Here is a 20,584-nt window from a genome sequence, read left to right on the forward strand (position 1 = left end):
CGCCGTCAGAGCCGGTGTCACGACCCCGGCCGGATCGGCGCACGTCGTACGGTGCACTCCGCTGCGCTCCGTCTTCCAGCGGTAGCCGGGGTGGGGGCGCCCGGCCGCCGCGCTGACACGGGCTCTCAGGAGGTCGGTGCGCCCGCCGGCAGGCTGGGCATCCCGGGCAGCTTCAGCTTGCCCTCGGCCTTGGTGAACGCGTCGGTGGGCCCGCCCTTCCACTTCACCGTCAGCGTCTTGCCGTCGCCGCCCGGCGTGACGGTGCCCAGCGTGCGGGTGGTGTGGCCGCCCATGCACTTCAGGGCGATCACCGTGGCGCCCACCTGCTCGATCTTGCCCTGGCAGGCCGACGCGGTGTCGGCGCCGAGGCCCATGGAGGCGGTGCCCCGGTATATCACCAGGGTGAGGTGCGAGTCGCCGGTCCTGGCCGTCCAGGCGCCGTCGAGGCTGCCGGCGCCTTCGGCGGGCTTGTCCCCGCCGGTGTCCTGCGAGGGGGTGGCGGCCGGAGCCTTGCTCGGCCGGTCCGCCGCGCCGTCCTTGCCGCCGTCGCCGCTGCTGCCGCAGCCGCTGAGCAGCAATGCGGCCACGGCGGCCGTCCCGGCGATCTGCGCTGCCTTGCGCACGTACGTCTCCTCCGTTGTGGGACAGGAGACGTGAGGCTAGCAACGCGACACGCGGGCCGGGGCGGCCCGGGTTCATCCGCCGACCGCGGCCTCGTCCTCGAAGACCGCGGCCGCGACCGCGCGGGCGATCCAGTGCTCACGGGCCAGCGCTTTCAGGTCACGGCGCACGGCACGCCGGTCGTGGCCCCGCACCAGCTTGCGGTCCAGGTGGACGGCCGAGACCAGGGCGCCGAGCAGCCGGCCGTGGGGGTCCGCGAAGCCGTCGGCCAGGGCGCCCTTGAAGCGGGCGCGGGCGGGCCCGGCCAGGTCCACCGGGCCGGGCGCCAGACGCTCGTAACGGAACAGGCCCAGCGCGCGCCGGGACTCCCGGCGGACCGCGTCACGCTGTTCCAGCCGCTGCCGGCACACCTCGTCGATGCCGCGTGCCGTGCTCCGCACCCACCGCTTGACCTTGACGTCCCCGTCCTTGCCGGAGACGGGCAGGGTGCCCAGCGCGGCGTCCAGCACCAGGTCACCGAGCGGCAGCGGACTGCCCACGCTGATCCGGCCACCGCGGCCCTCGGAGACCCGCCCGGCCCACTCCAGCTCCGCGAGGGCGGCACCGGCCAGGCCGTACCGCAGGTGGGACGGGTCGTTGAGCGGCTTGCCGTGCTCCGGGTCCAACCCGAGGAGCAGTAACTCCTCGGGCAGGCTGGGCTCCCGGTCCACGTGCGAGTCTTCCCCCGTGCTCCCGGTCATGAGGTCCGCGCGGGTCGGATGCGCCCGGTGACTTCGCCCAGGCCGATACGGGAGCCCTCGGGGCCGGGCGCCCAGGCGGTCAGGGTGACCTCGTCGCCGTCCTCCAGGAAGGGCCCCTTGCCCTGGGTGAGTTCGAGGAGGCAGCCGAGCTGGTCCGGTTCGGGCCCGGAGACCGTGCCGGAGGCGTAGAGGTCGCCGGTGCGCAGCGAGGCGCCGTTGACCGTCATGTGGGCGAGCTGCTGGGCGGCCGTCCAGTACATGGCGGAGAACGGCGGGCGGGCGACCGTCTCGCCGTTGATGTCCACCTGGATGCGCAGGTCGATGCCGCCCGGCTCGGTGCCGGAGTCGTCCAGGTACGGGAGCGGCGGCACATCGCGGGCGGGCGGTGCCGTACGGGCGTGGTCCAGCGCGTCCAGCGGTGTGATCCAGGCGGACACCGAGGTCGCGAAGGACTTGCCGAGGAAGGGGCCGAGCGGCACGTACTCCCACGCCTGGATGTCGCGCGCCGACCAGTCGTTGACGAGGCAGACGCCGAAGACATGCTCGCGGAAGCCGTCGAGGCCGACGGGCTCGCCGAGCGCGGACGGGGTGCCGACGACGAAGCCGATCTCCGCCTCGATGTCCAGCCGGGTGGACGGGCCGAAGACGGGCGCCGCGTCGGCCGGTGCCTTGCGCTGGCCGCTGGGCCGGACCACCGGGGTGCCGGAGACGACGACGGTGCCGGACCGGCCGTGGTAACCGATCGGCAGGTGCTTCCAGTTGGGGGTGAGCGCGTCGGCGTTCGGGCGGAAGATCCGGCCGACGTTGGTGGCGTGGTGTTCGCTGGCGTAGAAGTCGACGTAGTCCGCGACCTCGAAGGGCAGGTGCAGCGTCACCTCGGCCAGCGGGATCAGCAGCGACTCGGTGGTGCTGCGGTGCGCGGGGTCGGTGACCGCGGTGCGCACGGCCTCCCGTACGGCCTGCCAGATCTCGCGGCCGGCGGCCAGCAGCGGGTTCAGGGTCGGCGCGGCGAGCAGGTCGGCGTGCGGTGACCCGGAGGTGGCGGCGAGCGCGTTCAGGTCCAGTACGTGGTCGCCGTAGCGCACACCGATGCGGCGCCGCTCCGGTTCGTCCGCCGTGCCGAAGACGCCGTAGGGAAGGGTGTGCGGCCCGAAGGGGTGGTCTTCGGGCAGGTCGAGCGGGTGCTGCTCGGGCATGTACGGCTCCTCGCGTGGTCGTCTCGCGTGTGTCGTCACCTGTGGCCGCGGGCCGGTGGGCCCGTCGATCAGATTACGGCCCAACGGGCCGGGAGGGGATGGCCAGATGGCCGCGGACGGGGCGGCGGCTCGGTTTCACGTGGAACCACGCGGCAGCGGAGAAAAACCGGAATGGCATGCACGAAGGACATAGGTGTCGACGCCTAAAGAGTTCGTAATGTCCTGAAAAGCGGTGCCGGTTCGGTCAGTTCGGGCCCTAGCTTCCATGGGGCGCGGCCGGGGCGGGACGCGCCGTTGGGGGGTCAGGTGGCTCGTACCAGCACATCGTTCGCGGTGGACCGGACGGTTCCGGGGCTCATCGTGAAGATCGGCGATTATCCGTTGCACCACGGCGGGGTGGGGGCGATCCGCAGCCTGGGGCGACTCGGCGTGCCCATGTACGCCATTACCGAGGACCGGTTCACGCCCGCCGCCGCCTCCCGTTATCTGCACGGGCGCTGCGTCTGGCCGACCACCGGGCGGGAGGACCCGCAGCAGCTCGCCGAGGTGCTGCTGCGCATCGGCAAGCGCATCGGCCGGCCCGCGGTCCTGATACCGACCGACGAAGAGGCCGCCGTCCTGATCGGCGAATACGCCGACGTGCTCGGCGACCGCTTCCTGTTCCCCCGCATCGACGCGTGTCTGCCGCGCCGTCTGGCGAGCAAGCAGGGTCTCCACGAACTGTGTGTCGAACACGGGGTGCCGTCACCGGCGACCGCGTTCCCGGAGTCGCCGGAGGACATCGAGTGCTTCGCCGCGCAGGCGCGTTTTCCGGTCGTCGCAAAAAACCGGGAGGCGTTTCAGCGGCGCAGACACCCCGTGGTGGCCGGTACGACGCGGATCGCCGATCCGTGTCAGCTGCTCGGCCTGGCCCGCGACTGGGGACCGCGGCCGGACGTGATCCTCCAGGAGTACCTGCCGCGGGAGGAGGCCGAGGACTGGATCGTGCACGCGTACTTCGACGCGGAGAGCACCGCGCTGTCCCTGTTCACCGGGGTCAAGGTGCGCTCCTGGCCGCCGCACGCGGGCATGACGGCCTGTGCGTACGTCGTCGACAACCCGGAACTGGCCGAGATGACCGCCCAGTTCATCAAGCGCATCGGCTTCAGCGGCATCGTCGACCTGGACTGGCGCTACGACCGGCGGGACGGCGCCTACAAGCTGCTGGACTTCAATCCGCGCATGGGCGCCCAGTTCCGCCTGTTCGAGAACGAGGCGGGCATCGATGTCGTACGGGCGCAGCATCTGGACCTGACCGGCCGGAAGGTGCCGGAGGCGGAGCAGCGCGCTGGCCGGCGGTTCGTCGTGGAGAACATCGACCTGCCGGCGATGCTCGCGTACCGCCGCAGCGGCTATACGACGCCGCACGCGCCGGACCGCGCCACCGGCACCGAGCTGGCGTGGCTGGCCGCCGACGACCTCAAGCCGTTCTTCACGATGCTGGCCCGGTTCGTGGGGCCGGGGGCCCGGCATATGCTGGAGCTGCGGCGGGCGAGCAGACGCGCGCGGGCGGCGGCGGAGAGCGGGGCGCTTCAGCAGCAGACGCGGCCGTAGCGGCGGAGGGGCGCCGGGACGGTGCGGCAACGGGGGAGTGGCGCGAGAGCAATGGTGAGCAACGGGGGGAGCCGTGCAGCAGTTCCCCGCCGGGCAGTGGCAGCACTGCCGGACCAGCAACACTCTGGGGAGGGGAACGCACGTGAACACTCCGGTAGCAGTCATCGGGGCCGGTCCGTACGGCCTGTCGACGGCGGCGCACCTGCGCGCGCGGGGGGTGCCCGTACGCGTCTTCGGCAGGCCGATGGTCAGCTGGCGCGAGCACATGCCCGCCGGGATGCTGCTGAAGTCGACGCCCATGGCGTCCAGCATCGACACCCCGCAGGCCGGGTACTCGCTGCACGACTTCTGCGACGCGGTCGGCGAGCGGCGGTACGAGTCGGACTGGGACATCATCCCCGTCGAGACCTTCGTCCGGTACGGCGACTGGTTCCAGCAGCGGCTGGTGCCCGACCTGGAGCAGGTACGGGTCGTCTCGGCCGACCGGCGGGCCGGCGGCTTCGAGGTGAAGCTGGACAGCGGCGAACAGTTCCGGGCGCGGGCGGTCGTCGTGGCCACCGGACTGACCGGATTCGCCCGGCTGCCGCGTGAACTGGCCGCGGCGGTGCCGGACGGGCCGTCCCCCACCGGGCCCGTCTCGCACAGCTCCCAGCACCACGACCTGTCGGTCTTCGCGGGCCGGGACGTGGTGGTGATCGGTGCCGGGCAGTCGGCGCTGGAGAGCGCGGTGCTGCTCGCCGAGAACGGCGCCCGCTCCGTCCGGATCGTGGCGCGCGGCCGGACCGCGGTGGGCTTCGGCGCACCGCCGGACCGGCAGCCGAAGCTGCGGCCCCGGACACCGTTCGGAAACGCGTGGTCGCTGTACGCGTTCACCTACTACGCGGGCGGTTTCCGCCACCTGCCCGCGCCCGCCCGGCGCTACCTGGTGCGCCGGGTGCTGGGGCCGCTGGGCGCCTGGTGGCTGCGGGAGCGCTTCGTGGGACGCGTCCAGGTGACGGCCGGGCGGCAGGTCGTACGGGCGCGCGTCGAGGACGGCCGCCCGGTCCTGACCCTGCGCGGCCCCGACGGGCGGACCGGTGAACTGGCCGCCGACCACGTCCTGGCCGCCACCGGCTACCAGGTCGATCTGGCGGCGATGGACTTCCTCGGCCAGGGCCTGCGCACCGGGGTCGCGGTGAGCGGCGGCGGCCCCCGCCTGGACGCGGGCTTCGGCTCGTCGGTTCCCGGCCTGTACTTCACCGGGCTCCCGGCGGCGGCGTCCTTCGGGCCCGTGATGCGCTTCGTGTGCGGTACGGAGTTCGCGTCCCGGCGGCTGGCGGGGGCGGTGGCCGAAGCGTACTGACGGCTGAGGGGAGCACCCTGCCGCGTGGCAGGGTGCTCCGGCTGCCGTCCTGCTGCGATGCGGATGTGTTTCTGCTGCGGTTCTGCTGTGACTCTCCTGCGGTTTTCCTGCGGGGAAGACCCATCATTGGTGGCTATCGGGCATACCGGACGGCGGTCCGTCGCGCCCGCGCCGGGCCTGCCCGGGCCCGCACACCGTTCGAGCGCCCCGGAGGGGCGGGCGCTCACGGTGATCCAACAGCGACCGGATACGCTGGCCAATGGTGGAGACAAGCGACAGATCGACAATCCGTTTGATCGTCAGCAGACAGGAGTACCCCTCGTGACCGTCGTCGGGCCCTTTGGGCTGAGCGTGCGGGACCAGGCTCTTGAGGCCGATGTCCAGGCCGGGTTGGCGGCTGTCGAGGAAGGCCTGCTGGAGGCCACCAAAAGCGACGTGCCGTTCATCACCGAGGCCGCCCAGCATCTCGTACGCGCAGGTGGCAAGCGCTTCCGGCCGCTGCTGGCGATGCTGGCAGCGCAGTTCGGCGACCCGCACACGCCGGGCGTCGTGCCGTCCGCCGTCGTGGTCGAGCTGACGCACCTGGCGACGCTGTACCACGACGACGTCATGGACGAGGCGGACGTGCGCCGCGGGGTGTCCAGCGCCAACGCCCGCTGGGGCAACTCGGTGGCCGTGCTGACCGGCGACTTCCTCTTCGCACGCGCGTCGCACATCCTGGCCGACCTCGGCCCGGAGGCCGTCCGTATCCAGGCCGAGGCGTTCGAACGCCTGGTGACCGGCCAGATCCTGGAGACGGCCGGACCGCGCGACGGCCGGGACCCGATCGAGCACTACCTGGACGTCATCGCGGGCAAGACCGGCTCGCTGATCGCCGTCGCGGGCCGCTTCGGCGCGATGATGTCCGGCGCCGACGAGTCCATCGTCAACATCCTGACCCAGTACGGCGAGCGGCTCGGCACCGCCTTCCAGCTCGCCGACGACGTCCTGGACATCGCCAGCGACTCCCACGAGTCCGGCAAGACCCCCGGCACGGACCTGCGCGAGGGCATCCCGACCCTGCCCGTCCTGCACCTGCGCGCCCTCGCCGACAGCGAGCACGGCACCGACAAGGACCGCGAACTGCGCGACCTGCTGGCCGGGGACCTGACCGACGACGCCCGGCACGCCGAGGCGCTGGCCGGACTGCGCGCCCACCCGGCGCTGGAGCAGGCCCGCCGGGACACCGTCCGCTACGCGGAAGAGGCGCGGGCCACGCTGGCACCGCTGCCGGGGTGCATGGCGAAGGCGGCCCTGGAGGGGCTGTGCGACTCGGTGGTGCACCGGGCGGGCTGACCGTTCCCTACGGGGCGGAGCGCCCCGCAAAGCGGCGTGCCCTACGGGGCGTGAGGGTCCGTGGGTGTTCGTGACACCGGTGGGACCCTGGCCACCCCTCAGGGTCCGCTCCACCTCCGGCCGTACCGCCTCTGCCTTTCGGCCAAGGGAGGTCCTCCCACGGGAGTACAAGGAGTTGGCCCCGGGGGCTGACGCGTACCTCTGGCCGATTTGGTGGGATGAACAGCACCACGCCGCGGCGGAACGGGTCACAATGAGCCCGGGAGTGGGACGAGTGCGTCGCATAGCAAGCCGCCGCTCACGACGGAGGTAGGGCACATGCCACGGAACCAACCGACACAGGTCACCGACGAGTGGGACGGGGACGGGGGGCGCTCCGCGAAGCGCCGCAGGACGATGCGGTACGCGATCCCGGTCGCGGTCGTGGGCGTCGCGGCGGCCTCGATCGGACTGGTCCCGGCCTTCGCCGGTTCGGGCTCCCCGGATCTGCCGGAGATCTCGGCGCAGGACCTCATAGCGAAGATCGCCAAGTCGGACGTGCAGCAGCTGTCCGGCACGGTCCGTACGACCACCGACCTGGGGCTGCCCGCCGGTCTGTCCGGCAGCGGCGCGAGCGCGTTCGGCGGCGGGTCGGCGGACCGCGACGGCGGCAAGGGCGGTGACGGCTCCTCCGCCAGCCCGCAGAGCCAGTTGTCGGAGCTGGCGTCCGGCTCGCACACGCTGCGCGTCGCCGTCGACGGCCCCGACAAGCAGCGGCTCTCCGTCGTCGGCAAGGCCGCCGAGTACAACCTCGTCCACAACGGCCGCGACCTGTGGGGTTACGACAGCAGCAGCAACACCGCGTACCACCGCACGGTCCCGGCCGACGCGGGCAAGGGGCAGCACCGCTCGGAGAAGTCCGGCACGTCCGGTGATTCCGCGGATCTGAAGAACGCCACCCCGCAGGAGCTGGCCAAGAAGGCGCTGGAGGCGGTCGGCGACACCACCTCGGTGTCGGTCGACGGCACGGCCAAGGTGGCCGGGCGGGACGCCTACCAGCTGTCGGTCAAGCCCAAGCAGTCCGGCTCCACGGTCGACTCGATACGGATCTCGGTGGACGCCGAGACCGGCGTGCCGCTGAAGTTCACGCTCACGCCCAAGGGCGGCGGCGCCGCGGCGGTCGACGTGGGCTTCACCTCCGTCGACTTCGCCAAGCCGGCGGCGGACACCTTCGCCTTCAAGGCGCCGAAGGGCGCCAAGGTCGTGGACGGCGACAAGGCCCGCGACCGGCACCGCGCCGACCAGGGCAGGACCTCCGAGGACCTCAAGGGCCTCCTCGGGCAGTACGGCCTGACCGGCCGGGACGGCAAGAGCGCCAAGGGCGCGAAGAACGGCGGCTTCGAGGTCATCGGCAACGGCTGGACCTCCATAGCCCACCTGAAGGGCAACGGCTCCGGTCTGGCCTCGGCCGGCAAGAACGCCTCCGGCGACGCGGCCAAGCTGCTGGACAGCCTGGGCGAGAAGGTCAGCGGGAAGTTCGGCTCCGGCCGGATGTTCAGCACCCGCCTGGTCAACGCCCTGGTGACGGACGACGGCTCGGTCTACGCCGGTGCCGTGGACAAGCAGTCCCTGATCAAGGCCGCCGAGGCCGCCAAGTAACGCGCGCGGTGGGGCGGGCCGGTCCCGCCCCGCCCTCCGGGCCGCCGTCGCGGGCGGCCCGCGGTCACAGGTCCGACCCGTAGCCCGATCCGTTGCCCGATCAGTTGGGGGAGCCGATGACGCAGCCGTCCGCCGGGGACCGGGTGATCGAGACCCGGGGGCTGACCAAGAGGTACCGCGGCGGACAGCTCGCCGTCGACCGGCTCGACCTCGCCGTACCGCGCGGCAGCGTCTTCGGCTTCCTCGGCCCCAACGGCTCGGGCAAGACGACCACGATCCGGATGCTGCTCGGCCTGATCGAGCCGTCCGCCGGCGGGGCCCGGCTGCTCGGCGAGCCGATGCCGCGGGCGGCCCGCCGGGTGCTCCCCAGGGTCGGCGCCCTCATCGAGGGACCGGCCCTGTACGGCTTCCTCAGCGGGCGCGACAACCTCGTCCGGTACGACGCCGCCGACCCGGCCGCCGATCCGCGTACGCGTGCGCGGCGGGTCGACCAGGCCCTGGACCGGGTCGGCCTGGCGGCGGCCGCCCGCAAGAAGGCACGCGCGTACTCGCTGGGCATGAAGCAGCGGCTGGGGCTGGCCGCGGCGCTGCTCCAGCCCCGGGACCTCCTCGTCCTGGACGAGCCGACCAACGGCCTGGACCCGCAGGGCATGCGCGAGATCCGTACGCTGGTCAGGGAGCTGGCGGGCGACGGCACCACCGTCTTCCTCTCCTCCCACCTCCTCGACGAGATCGAGCAGGTCTGCACGCACGCCGCGGTGATGACGCGCGGCCGGCTCGTCACCCAGGGCACGGTCGCCGCACTGTCCGCGGACACCCGCGGGCGGCTGACGGTCGGCACGCCCGAAACCGCCGACGCGCTGCGGGTGCTCAAGGAACACGGCATCACCGATCTGGTGGTGACCGACGAGCGGGTGACCGGGGACCTGCCCGCGCCGCCCGCCGGGCCGCCCGACCTCGCCGATGTGAACGCCGCGCTGGTGCGCGCCGGGGTGCGGGTCCGGTCCTTCGGCACCGAACGGGCGTCCCTGGAGGACGTCTTCGTCCAGCTCACGGGGGAGGGCTTCGATGTCGCGGGCTGAGGCGCCGGGGAGCGCGCTGGACACCGGGACGCATCCCGGGGCAGGGGGCGCCGAGGTGCGCCGTACGCCGCGGCCCCTGTGGTCGCTCGGCCTGCTGCGCAACGAGATCGGTACGACCTTCCGGCGCTGGCGCACCCTCGTCCTGCTCGCCGTACTCGCCGCCGTACCCGTCCTGATCGGCATCGCCGTGAAGATCGAGACGAGCGGCGACGGCGGTGGCTCGGGCGGCGGTGGCGGTGGCGGCGCGGCCTTCGTCTCGCAGATCACCAACAACGGCCTGTTCCTGGTCTTCACCGCGCTGGCCGTCACCCTGCCGGTCTTCCTGCCGCTGGCGGTCGGCGTGGTCGCCGGGGACGCCGTCGCGGGCGAGGCGCACACCGGCACGCTGCGCTATCTGCTCGTCGCACCCGCCGGGCGGACCAAACTGCTGCTGGTCAAGTACGCGACCACGCTGACGTTCTGCCTGGTGGCGACGCTGGTCGTGGCGGCGTCGGCGCTGGTGACCGGCGCGCTGCTGTTTCCCGTGGGCGAGGTGACACTGCTGTCCGGGACGACCGTGCCGTTCGGCGAGGGGCTGCTGCGCGCGCTGGCCATCGCGGCGGTGGTGGCCCTGTCCCTCGTCGGGGTGGCGGCGATCGGCCTGTTCGTCTCGACGCTCACCAACAGCGGCATCGCCGCGATGGCCACCACGGTCGGCCTGTTGATCATGGTGCAGATCCTGGACACCATCCCGCAGCTGCACGCGATCCAGCCGTACCTCTTCCCGCACCACTGGCTGTCCTTCGCCGACGTGCTGCGCGACCCCGTCTACTGGGACCGGCTCCAGCAGAACCTCGGCCTCCAGGCGCTGTACGCGCTGGTCTTCGGCTCCGCCGCCTGGGCGCGCTTCACGACGCGGGACGTCACGGTCTGATGCCGCCACGCCCCGCGCCGTGTGCCCGATGGTGCGGGCGGCCGTCAGAAGACGGCCCTCAAGAGGCGCCCGTCAGAAGGTGAGCTTCCAGCTGTCGATGTAGCCGGTGTCCTGCGGCCCGAGGTCCTGCACCCGCAGCTGCCAGGTGCCGTTGGCCGTTTCGGCGGACGCGTCGACGGTGTACGTGGTGATCACGTTCGCCGCCGAGTCCGAGCCGCTGGAGTTCTTCAGCCGGTACGCCCGCCCGCTCGGCCCGACGAGGTCGATGGCCAGGTCACCGCGGTAGGTGTGCTTGATGTCCACCCCGACCTGCAAGGCGGACGGCGCGTTGCCCGTACGCCCGGAGACCGTCACCGACGAGGTGACCGCGGCCCCCGCGTCCGGGATCTGGACGTCGTCGGTGTTCTCGAAGACGGTGCCGCCGGGCGGGGTCGTCGAGCCGACGCCCAGGGTCCACACCGCGTGCGCGATGGCGTCGCTGTTGCGGTCCAGGGCGGTGTCGTTGATGTTCGACGAGGTGTCGCAGGAGCGGTGGTAGCAGCGGTCGAAGGGCTGGCCCGCCGTACCGCCCCACTTCTGTGCCTGGGCGGCCGTCTTGGTGTAGTCGGCGCCGGAGAACAGGCCGCCGACGGCGATGCCGGCGTTCTTGAACGGCGCGTGGTCGCTGCGGCCGTCGCCCTCGGTCTCGATCTCCGTGGGGATGTTCACCGAGGCGTAGTAGTCCTTGAAGACGCCCTCGATGGTGCGGTCGTCGTCGTAGACGAAATAGCCGGGATTGGGGGAGCCGACCATGTCGAAGTTCAGGTAGCCGCTGAACTTCGCGCGCTCCGTCGCGGTCAGCTTGCTGACGTAGTACTGGGAGCCGCGCATCCCCAGTTCCTCGGCGCCCCACCAGCCGAACCGCAGGTGCTTGGCGGGCTTGGCGGCGGCGCGGGCGACGGCCAGCGCGTTTTCGAGGACCGCGGCCGAGCCGGAGCCGTTGTCGTTGATGCCGGGGCCCGCGCTGACCGAGTCGAGGTGCGCGCCGGTCATCAGGATCTGGTTCGGGTCGCCGCCCGGCCAGTCGGCGATGAGGTTGTAGCCGGTGGTGCCGCTGGTGGTGAACTGCTGCACGGTGGTGGTGAATCCCGCGGCGTCCAGCTTGCCCTTGATGTAGTCGAGCGAGGCCCGGTAGCCGGGCCGGCCGTGGGCCCGGTTGCCGCCGTTGGCGGTGGCGATCGACTGGAGCTGGCCCAGGTGGGCTTTGACGTTGGCCACCGGTATGTCGGGGGCGGCGGCCGTGGTGGGGGCGGTGGAGCGGGGGGCGGCGGGCGCGGCGATGGCCGCACCGGCCGCCCCGGGTATCGCAACGATCAGGCCGACCACGGCACCGGCCGCGGTGACTTTCAGACCGCCGGGGCCACTGCCCCGGCTGCGGTCAGATCTTCGAAAACGCCTGGTCGTGCTGGGTCTTTCGGCTTTCCATGACATGAGGGGTCTCCGGATTCCGAACGTGGAGTGAACGGACCGTGCATGGCGCGAAGCTGATGGTGGGCGCGCCGTGCCCCGCTGACAAGGCGGAATCCGGACACCCCGATCCGCATAGCGCTCGCGGCGGACCGGGGTGGGCAGGGTCAGGGCTTGACGGTGTCCGCCTGGGCGGCGGACTGCGGCGTGCTGCCGGCCGGTGCCAGCGCGGCGGCCGTCTCCTCGACCGCCTCCTGGGCCGCCTTACGGGCGGTGGCCAGCGCCGTACGGGCCGAGCGGGCGGTACGGATCGCGTCGTACGTCAGCACCACCAGCGCCAGCCACACCAGACCGAAGCCCGCCCAGCGCTCCGGCGGCATCTCCTCGTGAAAGACCAGCAGGCCGAGGACGAACTGGAAGGTCGGCGCCAGGTACTGGAGCATGCCGAGCACGGTCAGCGGCAGCCGCACCGCCGAGGCGCCGAAGGCGATCAGCGGCAGCGCGGTGGCCACGCCGCAGCCCATGAGCAGCAGCATCTGCCCCACCCCGCCGCTGGTGAACCCGGCCTCGCCGCGCGCGCCGAGGAAGACCAGGATGCCGAGCGCGGGCAGGAACTGCATCGCCGTCTCGGCGCTGAAGCCCTCGATGCCGTCCAGCTTCACGCCCTTCTTGACCAGGCCGTACGTGGCGAACGTGAACGCCAGGGCGAGCGAGATCCAGGGCACCTGGCCGTACGCCACGGCCATCACGACCACCGCCGCGGTGCCCACGCCGACCGCCGTCCACTGCAACGGCCGCAGCCGCTCGCGCAGCACCAGGACGCCGAAGGCGATGCTGACCAGCGGGTTGATGAAGTAGCCCAGGCTGGCTTCGAGGACGTGCCCGCTGTTGACGGCCCAGATGTACAGGAACCAGTTGACGGAGATGACCGTGGCGCAGATCAGCACCAGGCCGAGCCGCCGGGGCTGCCGCACCAGCTTCGGTATCCAGGACCAGCGGCGCATCAGGGCCAGGATCACCACGGCCACCGGCAGCGACCACACCATGCGGTGGGCCAGGATCTCGGCAGGGGCCAGGTCGCCCAGCAGGTGCCAGTACAGCGGGAGCAGGCCCCACATCACGTACGCGGCGGTGCCGTAGACGAGTCCTGTGCGCTGGTCGGACTGGGGTGGCAAGGGGCCCTCCGGTGAATGCTGCTCCATCTGCGCCGGCGGTGGTGCGGGTCGCGCTTTGAAGGTAACGCCCGGCGGGCCCCCTGTCATGCCCGTATCGGAATACGGTCATGACGCGGCGTGCGGGCGGTGCGGACGGCCGAAAACAGCGGTGCCCGTACCGGACGTCCGAAGACGCCCCGTACGGGCACCGGAGGCGCGGTGGGCGGCCGCTCAGCCGACCACCGTCCAGGTGTCGTTGCCGGCCAGCAGCGAGGCGAGGTCGCCCTTGCCCTTCTGCTCGATGGCCGCTTCCAGCTGGTCGCTCATCAGCGTGTCGTAGACCGGGCGGTCCACGTTGCGCAGCACGCCGATGGGGGTGTGGTGCAGTGTGTCCGGGTCGGCGAGGCGGGACAGCGCGAAGGCGGTGGTCGGCGAGGGGTTGCGCGCGTCGTGGACGAGCACCGCGTCCGCGCCTTCCGCCGTCACGTCGATGATCTTCAGATCGCCGGTGGCCGGATCGCGTACCACGCCCTTGGAGCCGAGGCCGTCCTCGGCGGGCGCGCCGAAGCGGATCGGCTGTCCGTGCTCCAGGCGGATCACGGCCTCCTCGGCCTGCTGCTTGTCCTTGAGGACCTCGAAGGCGCCGTCGTTGAAGATGTTGCAGTTCTGGTAGATCTCCACCAGCGCCGTGCCCGGGTGGGCGGCGGCCGCGCGCAGCACGCTGGTCAGGTGCTTGCGGTCGGAGTCGACGGTGCGGGCCACGAAGGACGCCTCGGCGCCGATGGCCAGCGAGACCGGGTTGAAGGGCGCGTCCAGCGAGCCCATCGGCGTCGACTTGGTGATCTTGCCGACCTCGGAGGTGGGGCTGTACTGGCCCTTGGTCAGACCGTAGATCCGGTTGTTGAACAGCAGGATCTTGAGGTTGACGTTGCGGCGCAGCGCGTGGATCAGGTGGTTGCCGCCGATGGACAGCGCGTCGCCGTCGCCGGTGACGACCCACACCGACAGATCGCGGCGCGAGGACGCCAGGCCGGTGGCGATGGCCGGGGCGCGGCCGTGGATGGAGTGCATCCCGTAGGTGTTCATGTAGTACGGGAACCGGGACGAACAGCCGATGCCCGAGACGAAGACGATGTTCTCCTTCGCCAGACCGAGTTCGGGCATGAAGCCCTGCACGGCGGCGAGCACCGCGTAATCACCGCAGCCGGGGCACCAGCGCACTTCCTGGTCGGACTTGAAGTCCTTCATGGACTGCTTGCCCTCGGCCTTGGGCACCAGGGAAAGCGCCTCGATCGCCTGGGTCCCCTCCGCGATCGTCTCAGTCATTGATGGCCTCCTTAAAGACCTCCGCAAGCTGCTCGGCCTTGAACGGCATCCCGCTGACCTGGGTGTACGAGCGGGCATCCACGAGGTACTTGGCCCGCAGCAGGGTGGCGAGCTGGCCGAGGTTCATCTCCGGTACGACCACCTTGTCGTAACGTGCCAGCACCGCGCCGAGATTCCGCGGGAAGGGGTTGAGGTGGCGCAGATGCGCCTGCGCGATCCGCCCGCCGTCGCGGCGTACGCGCCGCACCGCCGCGGTGATCGGCCCGTACGTCGAGCCCCAGCCCAGCACCAGGGTGTCGGCGCCCCGCACGGCGGCCGCGCCCTGGCCGTCGCGGACGGCCGCCTCCGCGGTCGGGTCGTCGACCTCCAGGTCCGGCACCTCGATGCCGTCGATCTTCGCCTGGCGGGTGCGCACCATGAAGTCGTGGTTGGCCGGATCGTAGGAGATGTTGCCCGTGCCGTCCTGCTTCTCGATGCCGCCGATCCGGTGCTCCAGACCGGGCGTGCCGGGCACCGCCCACGGACGGGCGAGGGTCTGCTCGTCGCGCTTGTACGGCCAGAACACCTCGGTGCCGTCGGCCAGCGTGTGGTTCGTGTCGTTCGCGAACTGCACGCGCAGATCCGGCAGTTGGTCGAGCTCCGGGATGCGCCACGGCTCGGAGCCGTTGGCCAGGTAGCCGTCGGACAGCAGGAAGACCGGCGTGCGGTACGTCAGCGCGATGCGCGCCGCGTCCAGCGCCGCGTCGAAGCAGTCGGCGGGCGTGCGCGGCGCGACGATCGGCACCGGCGCCTCGCCGTTGCGCCCGTACATCGCCTGCAGCAGGTCGGCCTGCTCGGTCTTGGTGGGCAGGCCGGTGGACGGCCCGCCGCGCTGGATGTCCACGATCACCAGCGGCAGTTCGAGGGAGACCGCGAGCCCGATGGTCTCCGACTTCAGCGCCACGCCCGGGCCCGAGGTGGTGGTCACCGCGAGCGCACCGCCGAAAGCGGCGCCCAGCGCCGCGCCGATGCCGGCGATCTCGTCCTCGGCCTGGAAGGTGCGCACGCCGAAGTTCTTGTGCTTGCTCAGCTCGTGCAGGATGTCCGAGGCCGGCGTGATCGGGTACGAGCCCAGGTACAGCGGCAGGTCGGCCTGCTGCCCGGCGGCGATCAGGCCGTACGACAGGGCGAGGTTGCCGGAGATGTTGCGGTACGTCCCCGTCGGGAACGCCTGGGTGGCTGGCGCGACCTCGTAGGAGACCGCGAAGTCCTCGGTGGTCTCACCGAAGTTCCAGCCCGCGCGGAACGCGGCGACGTTGGCCTCGGCGATGTCCGGCTTCTTGGCGAACTTCTGCCGCAGGAACGCTTCGGTGCCCTCGGTCGGCCGGTGGTACATCCACGACAGCAGGCCCAGCGCGAACATGTTCTTGGAGCGCTCGGCCTCCTTGCGGGACAGCCCGAAGTCCTTGAGCGCCTCGATGGTCAGCGTCGTCAGCGGCACCGGGTGGACGTTGTACGCCGACAGCGTGCCGTCCTCCAGCGGACTGACCTCATAGCCCACCTTCGCCATCGGCCGCTTGGTGAACTCGTCGGTGTTGACGATGATCTCCGCGCCGCGCGGCACGTCGCCGAGGTTCGCCTTCAGCGCGGCCGGGTTCATGGCCACCAGCACGTTGGGCGCGTCGCCCGGGGTGAGGATGTCGTGGTCCGCGAAGTGCAGCTGGAAGCTGGAGACGCCCGGCAGGGTGCCGGCGGGGGCCCGGATCTCGGCGGGGAAGTTCGGCAGCGTCGACAGGTCGTTGCCGAAGGTCGCCGTCTCGGACGTGAACCGGTCGCCCGTGAGCTGCATACCGTCACCGGAGTCGCCCGCGAACCGGATGATCACCCGGTCCAGGCGACGTACCTCTTTACCGCCGTTCTTCCCGCCGTCGGCTCCGGCGCCGGTCCCGGGAGCCTGCGGCTCCCCGGTGAGCGCTCCGTCGGCCTGCTCGGCTTGGCTGCTGACCTGGCTGGTCACTGCTTCGGACCTCCCTCGGGGCGGTGGCTCGGGACTCGTCGTGCCGACCGGTCGTCCCATGAACATCGTACGTGGGTAAGGGTCGCCTTCCCTGGGACGATCACATGATGGACGTCCCCGTGAGACGCCGTTCTGTCAGGATTTGTCATGGAACAACCGCCCCCCGGCCCCCTTCTCCAAGACGCTCGCGCCTCGGCCATTGGTTCTACTCCTTAGGTCCCGGTCCGCCCCGCGGGCCGCCCGCAACCTGCGCAACTGACGGCGTGTCGGATTTCTCAGGAGTTGAGATAGGTGAGGACGGCCAGCACCCGACGGTGATCCCCGTCACTCTGCGACAGGCCCAACTTGAGGAAGATGTTGCTGACGTGCTTCTCCACCGCACCGTCGCTCACCACCAGCTGCCGTGCGATCGCGGAGTTCGTCCGCCCCTCGGCCATCAGCCCCAGGACCTCCCGCTCCCGTGGCGTGAGGTTCGCCAGCACGTCCTGCTTACGGCTGCGGCCCAGGAGCTGCGCGACCACTTCGGGGTCGAGCGCGGTTCCCCCCTCGGCGACCCGGACCACCGCGTCGACGAACTCCCGCACTTCGGCTACCCGGTCCTTGAGGAGATAGCCGACGCCGTGACTGGATCCCGCCAGCAATTCCGTCGCGTACTGCTCCTCCACGTACTGCGACAGCACCAGCACCCCCAGCCCCGGATGGTCGCGCCGCAGCCGCACCGCGGCCCGTACCCCCTCGTCCGTGTGCGTCGGCGGCATCCGTACGTCCGCCACGACCACGTCCGGCAGCCCGCCCTCGGCGGCCAGCTCCCCGATGACCTTGATCAGCGCCTCGGCGTCGCCCACCCCCGCGACGACATCGTGTCCACGGTCGGTCAGCAACCGGGTCAGCCCCTCCCGAAGCAGCACCGAGTCCTCGGCGATGACCACCCGCACCCTGTCCTCCACGACTCTTCAAGCCCCCACGTTCCGTTTCTTCCCCACCCTGCGCCCCCCAGCATCCCAGCATCCGGACCCACCCGCCCCCCAGCGCCGGGAATGGGAGACGGCAGTCCGGAAGGTGAGGGGAGGGGACGGGGCGGCGGTCTGGGGGGAGGGGGGTGACGGGGAGAGGGGTGGGGAGCGTATGGGTGGGTGCTATCCCCCGCTCTGGGGTGAACCGGGCCCGGCGCGGGGGAGCGGTTGTGGTGGGGCGGCGGCGGGTCAGCCGCGCCAGGGGAGTTCGGCGGTGATGGACGTCGGGCCGCCGACGGGCGAGTCGACGACGAGGAGGCCGTCGACCGAGCCGAGGCGCTCCGCCAGGCCCGCCAGTCCGCTGCCCGCTTCCGTGGTCGCGCCGCCCTGGCCGTTGTCCGTGACCAGGACCATGATCCGGTCGCCCGCGTGCCACACGTCCACGGTGGCGGCGGTCGCCCGCGCGTGCTTGGAAACGTTCTGCAGCAGCTCGGAGACGGTGAAGTAGGTGATCCCCTCGATGGCCGCGGCCGGACGGTGGTCCAGGTCCACCTCCACCTTGACCGGCACGGTGCAGCGGGCGGCGAGGGCCGACAGGGCCGGGCCGAGACCGCGGTCGGTGAGGATGGCCGGGTGGATGCCGCGCGCCAGGTCCCGCAGCTCCTGGAGGGCTACCTTCACCTCGCCGTGCGCCTCGTCGACCATCTTGGCCGCGGCCTGCGGGTCCTCGGCCAGCTTCTCCTTCGCCAGGCCCAGGTCCATGGCCAGCGCCACGAGCCGGGCCTGCGCGCCGTCGTGCAGGTCGCGCTCGATGCGCCGCAGGTCGGCGGCGGCGGTGTCCACGACCACCCCGCGGTCCGTCTCCAGCTCCGTGACGCGCGTGGCGAGCGGGGAGGGGCCGAGCAGGCCGTGCACCAGGACCCGGTCCACGTGCGTCAGCCCGCGTATCACCCACGGGCCGGCCAGGACCAGCAGCAGCCCGGTCGCGCTGGCCACCGCCATCCCGGCGGGGGTGTCCAGGTAGACGCCGTCGCCGTGTCCGTTGCCCCACAGCTGGATGCCGGGCTGGTCGAGGTAGGCGGGGAACGTCCACTGCCACACCGGGTAGAGCAGCAGCGTCCAGCCCACCGACCAGAACGTCACCGAGAAGCAGAAGGCGAAGATCGCCCAGGGGAAGTGCAGGATCGAGTACAGGAGGTGGCGCCAGGAGACGCCGCTCTTGAGGACCGCGCCGACCCAGCTCAGGAAGCCCGGCTTGGCGGCGCGTATCGGCTCCGGGGGGTCCACGTCCAGCTCCAGCAGGCCGCGCGCCCTGACCCGCTCCAGGGCGCCCATGGCCCGGCACCCCATCAGCGCGCCCGCGAGGACCGGTATGCCCAGGAAGGTGACCAGCAGGCCGGCGCCGAGCGAGACCATGGTGACGGCGTAGCAGAACATCACGACCGACATGGGCAGGCTGAGGAGGAGGTAGAGGAACTCCCGCCAGGTGCGCCCCGAGAACGGGGCCCGCAGCGCGGTGGGTACGCGTGAGGCCGGGGGATGGGATCCGTACGCGGTGTCCATCGTCTCGTCGTCCGTTCTGCCGGGTCCGGGCCGGTCTGCCGGGGCACTCCATCGCGCCCCGGCCACGCCGGCTGCTGTCGCCGCCGACGCCGCTGGTCCCAGCTCTGCCGGCTACCTCCAGCCTCCGCGCTCCGCGCCCTCCGCACCATGAGGGAAAACGCAGTCTTCACCCTGGGGTTTTCCCCACCCCCCGCGAGCACGGGCTTCGACAGCTGCCCGCGCGAGCTCGGACGTCGTCAGCCGTCCGCGCCCTTCGGCCGGTGCTCACACGCCCTTCTGCCGACGCTTCCACACCCTTCGGCCGGTGCTCACAGACTCTTCGTCCGGCCCTCACGCGCTCGGCCCGCCCGGCCCTGCCCCCGCTCGCGCCCCCGCCCGTTCTCCTTGCTCCGCCCCTTCTCCCCGCTCCGCTCCTGCTCGCGGCCCCGCCACGGCAGTTCGGCCGTCACCCGCGTCGGGCCGCCGACCGGGGAATCGAGGACGAAGAGGCCGTCCACCGACCCCAGCCGCTCCGCCAGCCCGGCCATGCCGCTGCCGCCGTCCAGCCGCGCGCCGCCCCGCCCGTCGTCCTGGACCTGGATCAGCAGCCGGTCCGGTGCGCGCCAGACCTCGACCCGCGCCGTCCGCGCGCCGCTGTGCTTGGAGACGTTCTGCAGCAGCTCGGAGACGGTGAAGTACGCGATGCCCTCGATGGCAGGCGCGGGCCGTTCCGCCACGTCCACCGCCACCTTGACCGGCACGGTGCAGCGGGCGGCGAGGGCCGACAGGGCCGGACCGAGGCCGCGGTCGGTGAGGATGGCCGGGTGGATGCCGCGCGCGAGGTCCCGCAGCTCCTGAAGGGCGAGCTTCACCTCGCCGTGCGCCTCGTCGACCATCTGCGCCGCCGCGTCCGGGTCCTCCAGCAGCTTCTCCTTCGCCAGCCCGAGCCCCATCGCCAGCGCCACGAGCCGGGCCTGCGCGCCGTCGTGCAGGTCGCGTTCGATGCGCCGCAGGTCGGCGGTGGCGGTGTCGGAGACCGTCGCGCGGTCCATCTTCAGTTCGGCGATCCGCCGCTCCAGCTCGTCGGAGGGGGACAACAGGCCGCGCACCATCATCCGGTCGGCGTTCGACAGCCCGCGCGCGATCCAGGGCAGCGCCGGCCAGGCCACGATGAGCGAGGTGAGCACGACCGGGAAGGTGAGGACCGACCACGGCAGCCGGATGAACGCGTACAGCGCGTGCCGCCAGCCGACCGGGTCCTTCAGCCGCACCCACAGCCAGGAGAAGAAACCGTTCCCCGCCGCGCGCAGTGGGCTCGGCTCATCCACGCGTACGCCCAACAGGCGCCGCGCGCGGGCCCGTTCCAGCTTCCCGTACTGGCGGCACACCAGGAGCCCCACCGCGAGCAGCGGCAGCCCGACGACGGTGAGGGACAGCCCGATCCCCGCCACCAGCCACACCGTCACCACGGCGAAGGCGGGCACGCCCAGCAGGAGATCGGTGAGCAGGTGCAGGACCTCCCGCCAGGTCGCGGGGGCGAGCGCGGCCCGCGGCGGCGGCAGGGGCTCGTCGGCGCCGTACCCCGCGCCGTAACCGGTGGCGGCCAGTGGCGCGGCCGGGCCCGAGGGGCGGTCACGGCGTCGGTCATGAGCGGAGCGTGCGGTCATACGCCCTAGCTTGCCGGTCGCCACCCGCAGCGACCATGGG

16 protein-coding genes are annotated in these 20,584 nt (G+C 72.0%); 6 read left to right on the plus strand and 10 right to left on the minus strand.

Annotated features, from left to right (window positions below):
• Window positions 1-125: 125 nt before the first annotated feature.
• From CP984_RS21860 to fahA, 3 genes are all read right to left on the minus strand, one after another.
• On the minus strand, window positions 126-623 hold the full coding sequence (locus CP984_RS21860; protein ID WP_003983366.1) for a hypothetical protein: 498 nt from the start codon (window positions 621-623) through the stop codon (window positions 126-128).
• Between the two features lie 72 nt (window positions 624-695).
• Window positions 696-1,331, minus strand: coding sequence for a GOLPH3/VPS74 family protein (locus tag CP984_RS21865; RefSeq protein ID WP_003983367.1), 636 nt, complete (start codon window positions 1,329-1,331; stop codon window positions 696-698).
• Between the two features lie 26 nt (window positions 1,332-1,357).
• Window positions 1,358-2,557 (minus strand): fumarylacetoacetase, encoded by a 1,200-nt coding sequence (gene fahA / locus CP984_RS21870; protein ID WP_003983368.1) that lies wholly within the window; start codon window positions 2,555-2,557, stop codon window positions 1,358-1,360.
• Between the two features lie 306 nt (window positions 2,558-2,863).
• Between fahA and CP984_RS21875 the strand changes: the two genes are divergently transcribed.
• The 6 genes from CP984_RS21875 (at window position 2,864) to CP984_RS21900 (ending at window position 10,460) form a co-directional block, all read left to right on the plus strand.
• Window positions 2,864-4,150, plus strand: a complete 1,287-nt coding sequence (locus tag CP984_RS21875) for a carboxylate--amine ligase (RefSeq protein ID WP_226048686.1) — start codon at window positions 2,864-2,866, stop codon at window positions 4,148-4,150.
• A gap of 142 nt (window positions 4,151-4,292) precedes the next feature.
• Window positions 4,293-5,492, plus strand: a complete 1,200-nt coding sequence (locus CP984_RS21880) for an FAD-dependent oxidoreductase (protein ID WP_003983370.1) — start codon at window positions 4,293-4,295, stop codon at window positions 5,490-5,492.
• Window positions 5,493-5,813: 321 nt separating this feature from the next.
• Window positions 5,814-6,827, plus strand: coding sequence for a polyprenyl synthetase family protein (locus CP984_RS21885; RefSeq protein WP_003983371.1), 1,014 nt, complete (start codon window positions 5,814-5,816; stop codon window positions 6,825-6,827).
• Window positions 6,828-7,145: 318 nt separating this feature from the next.
• The gene (locus CP984_RS21890; RefSeq protein WP_003983372.1) at window positions 7,146-8,465 is read left to right on the plus strand and encodes a LolA family protein; all 1,320 of its coding nucleotides are present in this window, start codon (window positions 7,146-7,148) and stop codon (window positions 8,463-8,465) included.
• Window positions 8,466-8,581: 116 nt separating this feature from the next.
• Window positions 8,582-9,547: an ABC transporter ATP-binding protein gene (locus tag CP984_RS21895; protein WP_003983373.1), complete on the plus strand. Its 966-nt coding sequence runs from the start codon at window positions 8,582-8,584 to the stop codon at window positions 9,545-9,547.
• Entirely contained in the window at window positions 9,534-10,460 is a 927-nt protein-coding gene (locus CP984_RS21900) for an ABC transporter permease (RefSeq protein WP_003983374.1), read from the plus strand. The genes CP984_RS21895 and CP984_RS21900 overlap by 14 nt, the downstream gene beginning before the upstream one ends.
• Window positions 10,461-10,532: 72 nt before the next feature.
• Here the strand turns inward: CP984_RS21900 and CP984_RS21905 are convergent, their stop codons facing one another.
• From CP984_RS21905 to CP984_RS21935, 7 genes are all read right to left on the minus strand, one after another.
• Window positions 10,533-11,825, minus strand: a complete 1,293-nt coding sequence (locus CP984_RS21905) for a M28 family metallopeptidase (RefSeq protein ID WP_003983375.1) — start codon at window positions 11,823-11,825, stop codon at window positions 10,533-10,535.
• A 248-nt stretch (window positions 11,826-12,073) separates the two neighbouring features.
• Window positions 12,074-13,081, minus strand: a complete 1,008-nt coding sequence (gene rarD / locus CP984_RS21910) for an EamA family transporter RarD (protein ID WP_003983376.1) — start codon at window positions 13,079-13,081, stop codon at window positions 12,074-12,076.
• A 210-nt stretch (window positions 13,082-13,291) separates the two neighbouring features.
• Window positions 13,292-14,386, minus strand: coding sequence for a 2-oxoacid:ferredoxin oxidoreductase subunit beta (locus CP984_RS21915; RefSeq protein WP_003983377.1), 1,095 nt, complete (start codon window positions 14,384-14,386; stop codon window positions 13,292-13,294).
• Window positions 14,379-16,382 carry a 2-oxoacid:acceptor oxidoreductase subunit alpha gene (locus CP984_RS21920; RefSeq protein WP_003983378.1) on the minus strand — a complete coding sequence of 668 codons (2,004 nt, stop codon included), beginning with the start codon at window positions 16,380-16,382 and terminating at the stop codon, window positions 14,379-14,381. Before CP984_RS21920 ends, CP984_RS21915 begins: the two co-directional genes overlap by 8 nt.
• Window positions 16,383-16,657: 275 nt before the next feature.
• Window positions 16,658-17,317, minus strand: coding sequence for a response regulator transcription factor (locus CP984_RS21925; RefSeq protein WP_003983379.1), 660 nt, complete (start codon window positions 17,315-17,317; stop codon window positions 16,658-16,660).
• 267 nt (window positions 17,318-17,584) lie between these two features.
• Window positions 17,585-18,898 (minus strand): sensor histidine kinase, encoded by a 1,314-nt coding sequence (locus tag CP984_RS21930; RefSeq protein WP_003983380.1) that lies wholly within the window; start codon window positions 18,896-18,898, stop codon window positions 17,585-17,587.
• Between the two features lie 308 nt (window positions 18,899-19,206).
• Window positions 19,207-20,544, minus strand: a complete 1,338-nt coding sequence (locus CP984_RS21935; protein WP_003983381.1) for a sensor histidine kinase — start codon at window positions 20,542-20,544, stop codon at window positions 19,207-19,209.
• Window positions 20,545-20,584 lie beyond the last annotated feature (40 nt).

The organism is Streptomyces rimosus, from assembly GCF_008704655.1.
GTDB classification, from domain to species: domain Bacteria; phylum Actinomycetota; class Actinomycetes; order Streptomycetales; family Streptomycetaceae; genus Streptomyces; species Streptomyces rimosus.

What these genes read in the sequence shown, in the direction of transcription:
- CP984_RS21915 (WP_003983377.1), bottom strand. Translation starts at nt 14,386, where the DNA reads ATGACTGAGACGATCGCGGAGGGGACCCAGGCGATCGAGGCGCTTTCC.
- CP984_RS21900 (WP_003983374.1), top strand. Translation starts at nt 9,534, where the DNA reads ATGTCGCGGGCTGAGGCGCCGGGGAGCGCGCTGGACACCGGGACGCAT.
- CP984_RS21890 (WP_003983372.1), top strand. Translation starts at nt 7,146, where the DNA reads ATGCCACGGAACCAACCGACACAGGTCACCGACGAGTGGGACGGGGAC.
- CP984_RS21930 (WP_003983380.1), bottom strand. Translation starts at nt 18,898, where the DNA reads ATGGACACCGCGTACGGATCCCATCCCCCGGCCTCACGCGTACCCACC.
- fahA (WP_003983368.1), bottom strand. Translation starts at nt 2,557, where the DNA reads ATGCCCGAGCAGCACCCGCTCGACCTGCCCGAAGACCACCCCTTCGGG.
- CP984_RS21895 (WP_003983373.1), top strand. Translation starts at nt 8,582, where the DNA reads ATGACGCAGCCGTCCGCCGGGGACCGGGTGATCGAGACCCGGGGGCTG.
- CP984_RS21935 (WP_003983381.1), bottom strand. Translation starts at nt 20,544, where the DNA reads ATGACCGCACGCTCCGCTCATGACCGACGCCGTGACCGCCCCTCGGGC.